This is a genomic window from Pseudomonas sp. 14A, from assembly GCF_018132745.1.
Taxonomy (GTDB): domain Bacteria; phylum Pseudomonadota; class Gammaproteobacteria; order Pseudomonadales; family Pseudomonadaceae; genus Aquipseudomonas; species Aquipseudomonas mercuritolerans.
Genome location: NZ_JAGRQJ010000010.1, coordinates 61,761 through 74,773, shown reverse-complemented (window position 1 = coordinate 74,773; position 13,013 = coordinate 61,761). Strand labels below are relative to the sequence as shown.

Annotated in this window: 14 protein-coding genes; 10 read left to right on the top strand and 4 right to left on the bottom strand. The window is 60.1% G+C overall.

Annotated features, from left to right (window positions below):
• Positions 1–34 precede the first annotated feature (34 nt).
• Entirely contained in the window at positions 35–334 is a 300-nt protein-coding gene (locus tag PS14A_RS10605; protein WP_212616118.1) for a hypothetical protein, read from the bottom strand.
• Positions 335–438: 104 nt separating this feature from the next.
• On the opposite strand from PS14A_RS10605, the gene PS14A_RS10600 reads away from it, so the two are divergent.
• The 3 genes from PS14A_RS10600 (at position 439) to PS14A_RS10590 (ending at position 3,484) form a co-directional block, all read left to right on the top strand.
• Positions 439–1,050: a transferase gene (locus PS14A_RS10600; protein WP_212616117.1), complete on the top strand. Its 612-nt coding sequence runs from the start codon at positions 439–441 to the stop codon at positions 1,048–1,050.
• Between the two features lie 229 nt (positions 1,051–1,279).
• Positions 1,280–2,263 (top strand): helix-turn-helix domain-containing protein, encoded by a 984-nt coding sequence (locus PS14A_RS10595; protein WP_212616294.1) that lies wholly within the window; start codon positions 1,280–1,282, stop codon positions 2,261–2,263.
• A gap of 93 nt (positions 2,264–2,356) precedes the next feature.
• Positions 2,357–3,484 (top strand): mechanosensitive ion channel family protein, encoded by a 1,128-nt coding sequence (locus PS14A_RS10590; protein WP_212616116.1) that lies wholly within the window; start codon positions 2,357–2,359, stop codon positions 3,482–3,484.
• A 36-nt stretch (positions 3,485–3,520) separates the two neighbouring features.
• On the opposite strand, the gene PS14A_RS10585 is transcribed toward PS14A_RS10590, so the two are convergent.
• A complete protein-coding gene (locus PS14A_RS10585; RefSeq protein WP_212616115.1) occupies positions 3,521–5,440 on the bottom strand; it encodes a tyrosine-protein phosphatase in 1,920 nt (639 codons plus the stop codon).
• 338 nt (positions 5,441–5,778) lie between these two features.
• Here PS14A_RS10585 and PS14A_RS10580 point away from each other — a divergent pair, with 338 nt between their 5' ends.
• From PS14A_RS10580 to PS14A_RS10565, 4 genes are all read left to right on the top strand, one after another.
• The gene (locus tag PS14A_RS10580) at positions 5,779–7,317 is read left to right on the top strand and encodes a class I SAM-dependent methyltransferase (protein WP_212616114.1); all 1,539 of its coding nucleotides are present in this window, start codon (positions 5,779–5,781) and stop codon (positions 7,315–7,317) included.
• 281 nt (positions 7,318–7,598) lie between these two features.
• Positions 7,599–8,480: a manganese catalase family protein gene (locus PS14A_RS10575; protein WP_122881919.1), complete on the top strand. Its 882-nt coding sequence runs from the start codon at positions 7,599–7,601 to the stop codon at positions 8,478–8,480.
• A 52-nt stretch (positions 8,481–8,532) separates the two neighbouring features.
• Positions 8,533–8,835 carry a hypothetical protein gene (locus PS14A_RS10570; RefSeq protein ID WP_212616113.1) on the top strand — a complete coding sequence of 101 codons (303 nt, stop codon included), beginning with the start codon at positions 8,533–8,535 and terminating at the stop codon, positions 8,833–8,835.
• A 12-nt stretch (positions 8,836–8,847) separates the two neighbouring features.
• Positions 8,848–8,988, top strand: coding sequence for a hypothetical protein (locus PS14A_RS10565; protein ID WP_212616112.1), 141 nt, complete (start codon positions 8,848–8,850; stop codon positions 8,986–8,988).
• A 22-nt stretch (positions 8,989–9,010) separates the two neighbouring features.
• On the opposite strand, the gene PS14A_RS10560 is transcribed toward PS14A_RS10565, so the two are convergent.
• Entirely contained in the window at positions 9,011–9,442 is a 432-nt protein-coding gene (locus PS14A_RS10560) for a DNA methylase (RefSeq protein WP_212616293.1), read from the bottom strand.
• Positions 9,443–9,602: 160 nt separating this feature from the next.
• Between PS14A_RS10560 and PS14A_RS10555 the strand changes: the two genes are divergently transcribed.
• Positions 9,603–11,186, top strand: a complete 1,584-nt coding sequence (locus PS14A_RS10555; RefSeq protein ID WP_212616111.1) for a sensor domain-containing diguanylate cyclase — start codon at positions 9,603–9,605, stop codon at positions 11,184–11,186.
• 3 nt (positions 11,187–11,189) lie between these two features.
• Here PS14A_RS10555 and PS14A_RS10550 read toward each other — a convergent pair whose 3' ends face one another.
• Positions 11,190–11,426: a hypothetical protein gene (locus tag PS14A_RS10550; protein WP_016774354.1), complete on the bottom strand. Its 237-nt coding sequence runs from the start codon at positions 11,424–11,426 to the stop codon at positions 11,190–11,192.
• A gap of 163 nt (positions 11,427–11,589) precedes the next feature.
• Here PS14A_RS10550 and PS14A_RS10545 point away from each other — a divergent pair, with 163 nt between their 5' ends.
• Both PS14A_RS10545 and PS14A_RS10540 read left to right on the top strand, forming a co-directional pair.
• A complete protein-coding gene (locus PS14A_RS10545) occupies positions 11,590–12,033 on the top strand; it encodes a TspO/MBR family protein (protein WP_212616110.1) in 444 nt (147 codons plus the stop codon).
• Complete coding sequence (locus PS14A_RS10540) at positions 12,030–13,013, top strand: alpha/beta hydrolase fold domain-containing protein (RefSeq protein WP_212616109.1); 984 nt, start codon at positions 12,030–12,032, stop codon at positions 13,011–13,013. The genes PS14A_RS10545 and PS14A_RS10540 overlap by 4 nt, the downstream gene beginning before the upstream one ends.

The window sequence follows — 13,013 nt, the reverse complement described above, 5'->3', positions numbered from 1 at the left end:
TTAGCAGCAGCGCTTTTCATCAGATGCGCAGCGGCTATTGACGAGTGTCCGCCGCCTCGGCCGGGTAAAACTCGCCCTGCTTGCCCATTTCTTCGAGTCGTTCGTGCGCTACCGCCTCAACACGGGCCACTGCGTCTCGATCGTCAGGGTCAACCAACTGCAAGCACAGGCGTCGAACATTTTGGTCATGGGTCCCCTCGCTGAGCATTTCGTGGGTGAAGACTTGTTCAGCACGCCATAGGCATAACTGGGTATGGGTCCCGCCGAGCCATATCTCGTTGATTGATCCAAGATCAGTGGTTGCCAGTTGATCCACGGTGATTGTCTTATCCATTGCGCCGTACCTTGAAAATGCTTGTACAGGTACGACTGGCAGGCATAGCGAGTCGTTCAAGTCGTCGACAGTCCACCCACGCCCCACTTATTCGGAAGACTCTTATGAAATCGCCAAAAATCGAAGATTACATCGCTCAATGGCCATTACTGGGCGTGGACTCCGCTGCCCCTTGGGCGGTGGTTCAGGATTGCGAGAGCCGGATTCTGAAATTGCTTGAAACGCTCGGCCCGGGATACCGGCGCCACGACTATTGTGCGATTCATGAAACCGCCATCGTTGAGCAAGGCGCCGTTCTCAAAGGCGCAATCATCATCGGCTCGGGCTGTTTCGTAGCAGCGGGCGCTTACCTCCGTGGAGGCGTTTACCTGGGCAGAAACTGCATCGTTGGCCCCAGCTGTGAGCTGAAAAGTACGTTCATGCTCGATGGCAGCAAGCTTGCCCACTTCAACTTCGTCGGCGACTCATTGATTGGCGAAGCGGTAAATATTGAAGCCGGCGCGATCATCGCCAACTACCGGAACGAACTGGACGGAGCCGATATCAAGATCCGCCACGAAAATCAGGTGATCGAAACAGGCGTCAGCAAATTCGGAGCGCTGGTGGGTGACGGCTGCAAGATTGGCGCAAACGCTGTGATTGCTCCTGGCGCTTTGTTGCGGCCCCACACACGTGTTCCTCGTCTGGGGTTGATTGATCAGTTTGCTTACGAATGACACCAGATATTCGAATCTATTTTTCGGCCAGAAGCTGCCGTTGGAATGTGTACCTTCCCGAGTATGTTCGGTGGTGGTGATCTGTCTGCCGGGAATATGCAAGTGCGATTAATCGGCTGTCTGCTTTTGCTTGAAAGCAGTCCACGGTCCAGCCTTGTCACTGAACCGTCACACCCACCTCCTACGCTCGACCGATCTCGACCGTCGCCCCAAGAGCCCGCATTCCAAAATGCCGCCCATCACCGCCACCTCCCCACCCCGCCAAAAGATCATCCTGCGCTCCGACAACCTCACCTCTTCCGATTTCGGCGCCCTGTTCTCCAGGCTCTTCGGCAACCGCTACGCCGATACTCCGCCGCCACCTTCCAACATCATCATCGGCGGGGTCTACGGGCGGCACGACGGGGTGAGTTTTCGGCGTATGCATTACCACGGCGACTTCAGCGTCGCCCTCCCCGATCCGCAGAACGAAATCACTTTCGTCATCCCCACCGCCGGCAAGATCGTTTTCAACCACGTCACTGAATCCATTGGCATGGCGCGCATCGGTCTGGCGATCGACAAGTCGGATATCCGTTCGATGCGCTTTATTGATGATCACGCGCATCACGGCATTTCGATCAATCGTCTGCAGCTCACCGAGCGGTTGGCGGCGCTGTTGGAGAAGCCGGTCGTGCAGAAGATCGTGTTTGAGCCAAGCGTGGATCTGAATACCCGGGCATTTCAGGGCCTCAAGGCGTTGATCGATCTGGCCACGGGCACTGAGTTCGATGCCTTGATCAACAGCGGCACGTTGATGCCGTCACGGTTGCGCGAGATGTTGATCGATGCGGTGCTGGAGGCGTGGCCGCACAATTTCACCGAGGCATTACGGGGGCCGGCGCCGTGTGTGGCGCCGCGACATGTGAAGGTGGCGATGGAGTTTATTCAGGCGCATCCGCAGCAGTTGGTCAGTGGCGTGGATCTGGCGCGGTTGAGCCATGTCAGCCAGCGCGCGTTGCAGGAAGGTTTTCGGCGTTTTGTCGGGATGTCGATCGTGGCGTATCAGCGGCAGGTGCGTTTGCAGCGGGCGTATGAGGCGTTGGCGCGAGGGCATGCAGGCTCTGTGACGGAGGTGGCGTTGCGTTTCGGCTTCAGCAATGTCGGGCGCTTTTGTCAGTATTTTCAAAGTGCTTACGGCGTAAGCCCAGCGGAGTTGAAGGCCAGGCGTTGACCATTCGGTCCGGCGAAACCTGCATTTGATTGAACAGCAGGAATCTCAGGGCGACTAACCCCAGACAGGTCACTTGGCGAAAAGGGGGTTTCCATGACCGAGGATTTCATCGGCTTTTTCACGGCTCACACGATTTTAGGAATTTCACTGGCGAACTGGGTACTGGCGTTCCTCGCCGCGACACTCAGTTATCTGCTGACCACCACGGCGATCCGTTTCGTGTTCCGCAAGGTGCAGGCCCGGGCCAGCGCCGGCAATGGGCATCTGACCTACATGGCCAGCGAAGTGCTGGCGGCGACCAGCACCACGTTGCTGCTGTTGGCATCGATTCTGGTCGGCATCGGTTTGCTGGATTTGCCGGAGCGCTGGCTCGGCCGGGTCAGCAGTTTATGGTTCGTGGTGGCGGCGTTGCAGGTCGGCCTGTGGACCAACCGCGCCTTGGCGCTGGGGCTGCATCGGTATTTCTCGCGGCATAACGCGACCGGCACTTTTCAGGCGAGCGCCCTGGCGACCTTAAGCCTGTGGGGCGTCAAGGTGTTGCTGTGGGCGGTTATTCTGCTGGCGATGCTGTCGAATCTGGGCGTCAACATCACTGCATTCGTCGCCAGCCTGGGTGTCGGCGGTATCGCGGTGGCGCTGGCGGTGCAGAACATTCTCGGCGACGTGTTCGCCTCGCTGTCGATTGCCGTCGACAAGCCGTTTGAGGTGGGTGATTTCATCGTCGTCGGCACGCTGGCCGGTACGGTGGAGCACGTCGGTCTGAAGACCACGCGCATCCGCAGTCTCGGCGGTGAGCAGATTGTCATGGCCAACGCCGACATGATCGGCAGCACCATTCAGAACTACAAGCGCTTGCAGGAGCGTCGGGTGGTGTTCGAGTTTCGTCTGACTTACGAGTGCACCAGCGAACAGATCCGCCAGATCACTCAACGCGTTGAAAGCATCATCAAGAACGAAAAACAGGCACGCTTCGACCGTTGCCATTTCCGCAGTTTTGGTGAGAGCGCGCTGGAATTCGAGACGGTATATATCGTTCTGGACGCCAGCTACAACGTCTACATGGACGTGCAGCAACGCATCAATCTGGCAATCATGGAAGCGGTGGCCGAACTGGACGCGACGTTCGCCTTCCCGGCGCGCACCGTGCATGTCGCCTCGCTGCCGGAACCCAGCGTGCAGCCGGCACGCACACCGCAACCTTCGCGTGCGCAGCATGCTTGAGCGCAAGAGCCCGGCAATTTGCCGGGCTCGCTGTGTTCAAAACGCGTAACTGGCCTTGAGTCCGCCATTAAAACCATGGCTGTCACCGCCACCGTTGGCGCCGACCTCAGCGCCTACACTCAGGGCGCCGAGGTTGGCCATCAGATTAACGCCGCCGCTGAACTGGTCGCGATTGTCGAACGCCGCGCGCTGCTCGATATCCAGCCCCAGCAGGTGGCCTTCGCTGTCGACTTGCTGATCGCCGAGCGCACGTTCATAGCCCACGCGAAGACCCGGGACCAACTGCCACGCGCCCATGGCCACTGGGGCAAATGACACGTCGAGATTAGCCACCGCGCTACGGCGGGTCTGCTCAATGCCATCGACGTCGAGCGCCAGCTCACTGCCCTTCTCTTTGAAACCTTGCAAGTCGAGATGACTGACGCGAAAGCCCAGGCTCGGTTCGACAATCACGCTGCTGAGCGGCAGGCGATAACCCAACGCCAGTGTCGCGCCGCTGAGACTGCCGTGGCTGTCGCCCTTGGCAGTGCCGAGACCACCGCCGAGCTCGCGTTTGCTGTCGTAGTCGACGTAACCGGCGCTGGCGTTGGCATCGACAAACATGCCGCGCTCAAGGCTGGTGAGGCCGTAACGCGCACCGAGGTTGAGGAAGGTGAAGTCCGTATCGGCCTCGCCACCCGCGCCGCCCACGCTGCCCTTGCTGTAGCCAAAGCCGCCGCGTGCGCTGAGTTGTTCGCTGAAGCGCTGGGTAATGCCGAGCATCAGGCCCTGGCTGTGTTCGTTGCTGCTGTCGGCGTGGGCCGAGCCTTCAGTGCCGAGGTAGCTGGCGAGCGCGGTGCTCCAGAGGCGGTATTGGCCGACCTTCAGATCGCTGCCGCGGGCGAACGGCGCGGCGGCTTGTTCGATCATCGCGTTCTGCCGCAGCAGGTAGCTGGCCGCATCGGCGTGGACCTGTCCGCCAACTTGAGATTCGACACCGCCCAGAGTGCCGGCGTCGATCGCCGATTGCAGGTAGTAGTTGTAGGCGCTGTAGGTGCCGGACAGCTCGGAGTTCTGCAACTGCCGCAGCAATTCGGCACCAGCGGCGGCGTTGCCGACCAGCCCGGCCTGCCCCGGCAGGCTGTTGTACTCGACCAGTTTGCCGCGCAGCACGTAAATGGTTTCCTGCGACAGACCGAGGCCCTGCTTGAGGTAGTTGTCCATGCTGCCGTACTCAGCGGCGACCTGATCGAGACCGGCCTGCAAGTAACTGGCCTGCACGCCGAGCAGCGGCTCGTAGACAGCGGCCATGCTCGGCGGCAGCGCTTTCAAGGTCGCGGCGACACGGGCGGCGGTGTAGTCGTTGGTCGCCAGATAGTTGGCCATGATCGTCGCCTCATCAACGCCAGCGATGCTCTGCAACACGGCGGCGGTCCAGCCGGTACGGTCCTTGCCGGCGGTGCAGTGGAACAGTTGCGCGGCGTCGACACTGGCCAGCTCATTGAACAACTGGCCGAACTGCCCACGCATGCCGGCATCGCTGACGAACGCACGGTTGGTGTCCTCCATCATCGCCACCGCTTCGGCGGCGCTGTGGAACGAGATATTGGTGATGTTCGCACCCGAGGTGGTGCTGCCGATGATGTCGATGTTGCGATAGGCCGCGCCGCTGATCATCGTGTCAGGCGTAGCGGCAATTTCGCTGGGCGTGCGCAAGTCGTAGATGGCTTTGATGCCGAGACCATTGAGTGTCGCCAGATCCGCCGCCGACGGCGTCAATGCGTTAGAGCGGTAGAACACGCCGCTGCGCATAACGCCGTCGTGGGCGGTGGAGTACGCGGTGGTGATGCCGGCGATGTCGCGAAAGTTGTCGATGCCGGACAAGCGCGGCGTGTCGAGAGCGACAGGCTCGGCCGCGTGGGCAGCGACGATGGACAGGCTCAGAACGGACAGCGAACACAGAAGACGTTGGAACACAGTGCAGCCTCATGAAATCAGCGTTGGGCAGGTCACTATGGGCAGGCGAGTGGGAAGGAATATGACAGTTTCGGCAGGCGACAAAATGCCGGCGCGAATGGGCCGTGGGGTGCGTGATCGGTCCATCAATCCTGCTTGAATGTGTTGAAGATCCCTGTGGCAGCGAGCCTTCTCATGAAAGCGGCGTGTCAGCCGATTATATTCAAACTGAAAAAAAGCTTTCGCGAGCAGGCTCGCTCCCACAGGGTTTGGGGAAGTATCCGTTTTTTCAATTTGTCGCGCGCAATGCCAACCCCTTATAAGACTGCCATCACTTTCAAGAACAAGAGGCTGTACCCATGAGCAACGCCTGGAACGAAGGTTATTTCACCGACGAAGGCTACACCTACAGCTATAGCCGGGAGATCAATCCGGTGTTCCTGCGTTACTGCCTGTTGTTGCGCGGGTTCGCCACGCTGGAAAGCAACGACGGCGTGCACTGCGAACTGGGCTTCGGTCAGGGCGTGTCGATCAACATCCACGCCACCGCCAACCCGGGTTCGTTTGTCGGTACGGACTTTCACCCGGGTATGGCGGCCCATGCCATCGACCTCGCGACTGCCGCCAACAATGGCGCGCGTCTGTATGACGACAGCTTCGAACAACTGCTGGCGCGCAATGATCTGCCGCAGTTCGACAGCATCAGCCTGCATGGCATCTGGACCTGGGTCAGCCGCGACAATCAGAAACTGATCGTCGAATTCGCCCGCCGTCACCTGAAACCGGGCGGCATGCTGTACGTCAGCTACAACTGCTTCCCCGGCTGGTCGCCGTCGGCGCCGCTGCGCAATCTGTTCAGCCTGCATGACCGTTTCGCCAACGCCTCGGCGCGCTCCGATGAGCGCATCGACGCCGCACTGGAGTTTTCCGAAGCGTTGCTCGCGGCCAATCCGAAGTATGCCGCTGCGGCGCCGAGTCTCGGCGCGCGGCTACAGAGCATCAAGGGCCAGGATCGTCACTACGTCGCCCACGAATATTTCAACCGCGACTGGAACTGCATGTACTTCGCCGACATGGTCGACGCGCTGGCCCCGGCCAAACTCGACTACGCCACCACCGCCGTGCCGCTGGACTCGGTCGACCCGCTCAACCTGAGCGCCGAAGGCATGGACTTTCTGGAAACCATCGAACACCCGATCATGCGCGAGCAAGCGCGGGACTACTTCGTCAACCAGCACTTCCGCCGCGACCTGTACGTACGTGGCGCGACGCGCCTGTGCGCTGCCGAACGCCGGGCGAGAATGCTGCACAGCCGTTTCGCGTTGCTGCAACCCTGGGAAACTGTCGCGGGTTCGGTCACCGGTCCTGCCGGCGAAGCGACCCTGCAACCGGAGATTTACGGCCCGGTGCTCGATGCCTTGGCGGCGCAGAACTATGCGGCCAAATCAATGCGCCAATTGCTCTCCGAGACTGCAATGGCTTACGACGACCTCGAACAAGCCCTGGCCGTGCTGATCGGTATGGGCGCTGTCGCTCCGTGCCAGAGCGAGGCCGCCGAGTCGCAGGTCAGCGGTCGCTGCGCCGCGCTCAATCTGCAACTGTGCAAACGATCGCTGTACGGCGCCAACATCCAGACCCTGGCCAGCCCGGTCACCGGCGGTGGCGTGACGGTCAGCCGCTTCCAGCAGTTGTTCCTGATCTCGATCAAACAGGGCAAACAGCAGCCGGCCGAATGGGCGCAACTGGCGTGGGGTGTGATCAGCGAACAAGGTGAAGTGCTGGTCGACAATGGCCAGCCGCTGCTCACCGCTGAAGCCAACATCGCCGCGCTGACCGCACAGGCGCAGGTGTTTGCCGAGCAAACGCTGCCTGTGCTGAGGGCGCTTAAAATCGCTTGATTGCAAACGAACCAAGGTGGGAGCGAGCCTGCTCGCGAAAGCGCTGGATCAGCCGCCAAATCGGTGGCTGACGTACCGCATTCGCGAGCAGGCTCGCTCCCACATTGGTCGAGGTACGTGGCTAAGCCAACCGTCCTGTTTACGGAACTTTCCGCCCTCTGCCGCCCGTCCTGCCACTCGGCAAAAAACGAAATTTCTGCTGCGCGCCCTCCTCACAAACTATGCATGCGCCAACGCCCACAAGGGTGACTGCGCGATAGCCTGGTCTGAGGAAAATTTGAATGTTCATACATAACAAGCGACTTCAATACACCGTTCGCGTGGCCGAGCCCAACCCGGGTCTGGCCAATCTGCTTTTGGAACAATTCGGGGGCGCCAATGGCGAACTGGCGGCGGCAGCGCGCTATTTCACCCAAGCCTTGGCCGAGGAAGATCCGGGGCGCAAAGACCTTCTGCTGGACATTGCCACCGAAGAGTTGAGTCATCTGGAGGTGGTTGGCTCGATCATCGTCATGCTCAACAAAGGCGCCAAGGGCCAACTGGCAGAGGGCGTTCAGGAGGAAGGCGAGCTGTACCGCGCACTGAATGGCGCCGGCAATGACTCGCACATCACCAGCCTGCTCTATGGCGCAGGCGCGCCTCTGGTCAATTCCGCTGGCGTACCGTGGACGGCGGCCTACGTTGACTCGATCACCGAGCCGACCGCCGACTTCCGTTCAAATATCGCCGCCGAAGCGCGGGCGAAAATTCTCTACGAACGCTTGATCAACATCACCGATGATCCGGGCGTCAAAGAGGCGCTGGGCTTCTTGATGACGCGGGAAATCGCCCATCAACAGTCCTTCGAAAAAGCCCTGCACTCGATCCAGCCCAACTTCCCGCAGGGCAAACTGCCGGGCATGCCTGAGTTCACCAACAAGTACTTCAACATGTCTGGCGAGCCAAATGTGCGCGGTCCCTGGAACGAGGGCGGTGCGTGGGAGTACGTGGAAAACCCAGAGCCGGCAGTCGACGGCGGCGATGGTCTGGCGACGGTCAGCCTCCCTGCTGACGACGCAGAGGTCCTGGAAGCCATGAAGATCCGCACGGCCTCTGACCCACTCAGCGAGCCGGTGACCGGTGCTGATCTGGGCTCCGGTTACGTGCAAGGCAAAGATGTCTGAACCCAGTCCGGCGGCCCCGGATCGGGGTCGCCATTTGCTCAAGGTGATCAACATGAAAAACAGCAAAGTCTCGGCACTGACCTCTGAACATTTTCAACGTTTGATGGAGCACGCATACGCCGGTTTTGAGCTGGACTGCAAACAGGCCTGTCGAGGATTGAGAGTCAGCATGGCGGTGAATGTTTTTGGCCTGGGCACCCTGCTGCCGAATAATTTCGCTGAGGAGACAGCCGTTCCGCCAGCAGGCGAACATCCAGCCGTCGACGACGCCTTGCCCACGATGCCGGTGGTCGCCAAGCGCGTATTGGCGCAGCGCAACCGTTCAATCGACGGGGCTGAAAGTTTTCATCGGTAACAGGAGCGCGACATGAGAACTTATAAAAATCTGAGTTTCCCCTCAAGCCTGAGCGTCGCCCCGGGCCTCCAGTTTCTGCTGGGCTGTGCGATATTCGCCGGCGGAACGCTGATCCTGATGAGCGAACTGGCGGGAACCTTCTTTGCGATGTGAGCCTTGGTTTGCTATCGGGCCTTCAAAACAGCACCGCAGCCGCTTCTCTCATGAAGATCTCAACGGTCTTCGGCCCTATCCCCTCGAATTCGGACAGGCGCTTCTCCAGCGCCTTACGATCCGCGCTCGCCGCCACGATATTAGTGACCTTACCGGCGTACTCGCTGTTGAGCTTGTTGGCCAACGCGAGCAATCGCGACGCCGTGCTTTCATCGTAACGAACGTAACGCGCCTGCCCCAGCATCGACACCAATTGACGGTGTGTGCACTGCGCGAGCTTTTGCGGCGTGTCTTTTTGATGCTGCTCTACTATGACTTGATACGCCTTCGCTGCGATCGCGCCCTGAATCCTTTTGCCCATCAGAAAACTCGCCAGCAGCCATTTGAACAGGCCGGTTTCGTTGGCGTTTTGCAGGTCGATGTTCAAGTCACCGGCGGTGATGATTTCACTCACAAGTCTCACCTCAGGGCGCGCCTCTATTACAGATGTTGACCGGGCATGACTTTGAACGATCCAATGGCCGCCGCCTGACCATGCCAATAAATTGAATCCCCAGTGGAAAAGGATGGTCATCTTTCAGTAGATGAGAGATGACAAGCATAAGGATCTTTGAATGCTCGGTCGTAAAATGCCCGAAACCAAGGGGCATGACGCCGCAGAAACGGCTCCCATCAAAGCGGCAAGTGATATCGCTGCCTTCCGCCTGACCGTGATTTTCCTGCTGACGGTCATTCTGGCGTTTCTCGGTGTGGAAGGATGGCGCACCTGGCGTGACTATCATGCGGCCTTCTCGTCGGCGCGCGATTCGGTCACCAACCTCGCTCGCGCAACCGCGCAGCATGCCGAGGACGCTATCCGCCAGGTGGACGTATTGACCGCCGCCCTGGGCGAGCGCGTTGAAGGTGACGGCTTGCAAAACATCGACGTACCACGCATCCACAAGTTGCTGGTCCAGCAAGCCAAGTTGATGCCGCAGCTGCATGGGCTGTTCATCTACGGCCCGGACGGGCACTGGATTGTCACCGACAAGGAAAACATACCGGACCCGGCGAACAACGCCGACCGCGATTACTTCCAGTATCACCGCACTCACACCGATCGCAACGTGCGCATCGGAGATGTCGTCACAAGCAAATCCACCGACGACCTTATCATCCCGATTTCCCGCCGCTTGAATAACCCGGACGGCTCCTTCGCCGGCGTGCTGCTGGGGACGATCAAGGTCAGTTATTTCGTCGACTATTACGGCGATTTCAAGATCGACGACAAGGGCGCGCTGGTACTGGCGTTGCGCAACGGAACCATTCTCGTGCGTCGCCCCTTCATCGCTTCAGTAATCGGTCAGAGCCTCGCCGACAGTGAGGTGTTCAAGAACTACCTGCCCATTTCCAACCAAGGGATCGCCGAGGTGAAAGCCATCGTCGACGGCACCGAGCGCTTGTATGGCTACCGCGCGCTGAGCACGTACCCACTGGTGGTGGAAACCGGACTTTCGCGCGAATCGATCATCGCGCCGTGGCGCTGGGATCTGATCAAAACCGGGTTTGTGCTGTTGTCGGTAATCATCGCATTCACGGTCTTCGGCTTGATCGTCTTGAGACAACTGCGCCAGCGAATGGTGATGGAAAAGGATCTGCGCCGGGCACACCAAGCCATGAAAGACATGGCTTTGACCGACAGCCTGACCGGGCTGGCCAACCGTCGGCGACTGGACACTGCTTTGATTGACGAAATTCGCCTGGCCAGACGCCAGGGTTCGTCGATCTCACTGATCATGATCGATGTCGATCACTTCAAGCTCTACAACGACAGCTACGGGCACGCGGCAGGTGATGATTGCCTGAGCGCTGTCGGACAGGCCATTGCGCAGGCGGTAAAGCGACCGGGTGATCTTGCCGTGCGCTATGGCGGCGAGGAGTTTTCCGTGCTGCTGCCCAACACCGATATTCGCGGGGCGGCGCTTGTGGCGCAGGAAATACTGGAGGCCATTCGATCCTTGAGGCTCGAGCACAGAGCTCATCCGCTGGGCCACGTCACCGCCAGCGCGGGTATTGCGGTCGGCAAACCCGCCGAACAGGAGGTGAGCCCCGCCATGCTGATCGATTCGGCCGACAAGATGCTTTATGCGGCGAAGCAGCACGGCCGGGATCGTTATTGCAGTGGCGGGGACAGCGGCTTGGAATGCGATGGACCGTGAAGGTCAATTGGTCCGGCTGACCACCCTGATATGTGTAATCCCTACCCGCTCGGCCTGCTCGAGAATCTGCTCTGGTGTCGAATCCGCCGTGGGCATGACCAGGCTGTTTTCCGCATCGCCCAGATGCAGTTCCAGCAGATGCATCGCCGCGTCGTGCTCGGCCAGTTGCGCTTCCTTGAGTTCGAGCAGATAAGTACGAGGCTCGCCATTGAAACGGTATTCGATGTGATAGGTGTACATGATGTCGTCCGCGTCGGTGGGTAAAGGCAGTGTTTATCCTGACGCGACGGTCAGCTTTTAGTTCAACCTGACTGCCCTTTTGCGTTTGCAAACAAACTTTTTGCGCAGCGAAGCGTCCTCTTCTTAACTCTCCATAACAGCTGATCACAGCTAAGGACTGGCAATGACCTTTTTCATCTTCCTTCTCGCCTGCGCGGCGGCGGCAACCACTGGCGTGATGTTCAAGCCCGGCCCGTGGTACGAAGCGCTGACCAAACCCTCCTTCACCCCGCCCAACTGGGCCTTTCCCGTGGCCTGGACGATTATCTACCTGCTGCTGGCCTGGGCCGGTTATCGCTTGAGCCTGATCCCCGGCAGCCAAACGGTGCTGGCCTTGTGGGCCGCGCAAATCGCCCTGAACACGCTGTGGACACCGGTGTTCTTCGGCGCGCATCAGGTGCTGGCGGCGATGGTGATTCTGGCGGTGCTGTGGGTGGTGGTCGCGGTGATGGTCGTGCTCGCCCTGCAACTGGACGTGGTCACCGGGCTGATTCTGTTCCCGTACCTGGCGTGGCTGTGCGTCGCGGCAGCGCTGAACTGCTCGATCCTGATGAAGAATCGCCTGTGAGCGACTTCCCATGGCCGCACGGCGAGCGCGAGCTGGCACAGGTTCGCGCGTTCAACAAAAAGCTCGCCTGGCTGCCGCGTTTCAAGATCCGCAATCGCCTCACCCCACGGCTGATTCAGGCGTTGCTGCGGGCGGGTCAGCTCGGCGGCGACGGCAAGCTGCGCCAGCATGGGCTGAGCGCCGAACGGAAGATCATCGACACGGTGCCCGTGCGCATCATCCGCCCCAAGGGCAAAGCCAAAGGCGTGGTGCTGGATTTCCATGGTGGCGGCTGGGTGATCGGCAATGCGCAGATGAACGACAACTTCAACATCGCCATCGTCAACACCTGCGACGTGGCGGTGGTGTCGGTTGATTATCGGCTGGCCGTTTCGACGCCGATCGAGGGCTTGCTGGAAGACTGCCTGCGTGCCATTCGCGGCATCTTGAACGATGGCGAATTTGCCGGACTGCCCGTAGTCGTCGTCGGTGAATCGGCCGGCGGGCATTTGGCGGCCGCCACCCTGCTCGCGCTCAAATCTTCGCCGCAACTGCTGCAACGGATCTGCGGCGCGCTGCTGTATTACGGCGTCTACGACCTGACCGGCACGCCCAGCGTGCGCGCCGCGCCCGCCGAAACTCTGGTGCTCGACGGCCCCGGCATGGTCGAAGCGTTGCGCCTGCTCACGCCGGACATCAGCGACGAACAACGACGCCAGCCACCGCTGTCGCCGCTGTACGGCGATTTCAGCGGACTGCCACCAGCGCTGCTGTTTGCCGGCGACCTCGATCCGCTGCTGGATGACACGCGGCTCATCGCTGAACGCTGGCAACACGCGGCGCCGGTGGAGATGTACGTGCTGCCTGAGTGTCCGCATGGCTTCATTCACTTCCCCACCGCCACTGCTGACCATGTGCTGGCTTACAGTCGTGAGTGGATTTCGGCGCGAGTGGCAAGCTACTCAGCGAAATCCGCCGAAATCAGCCCGGCGCTTTCGTAG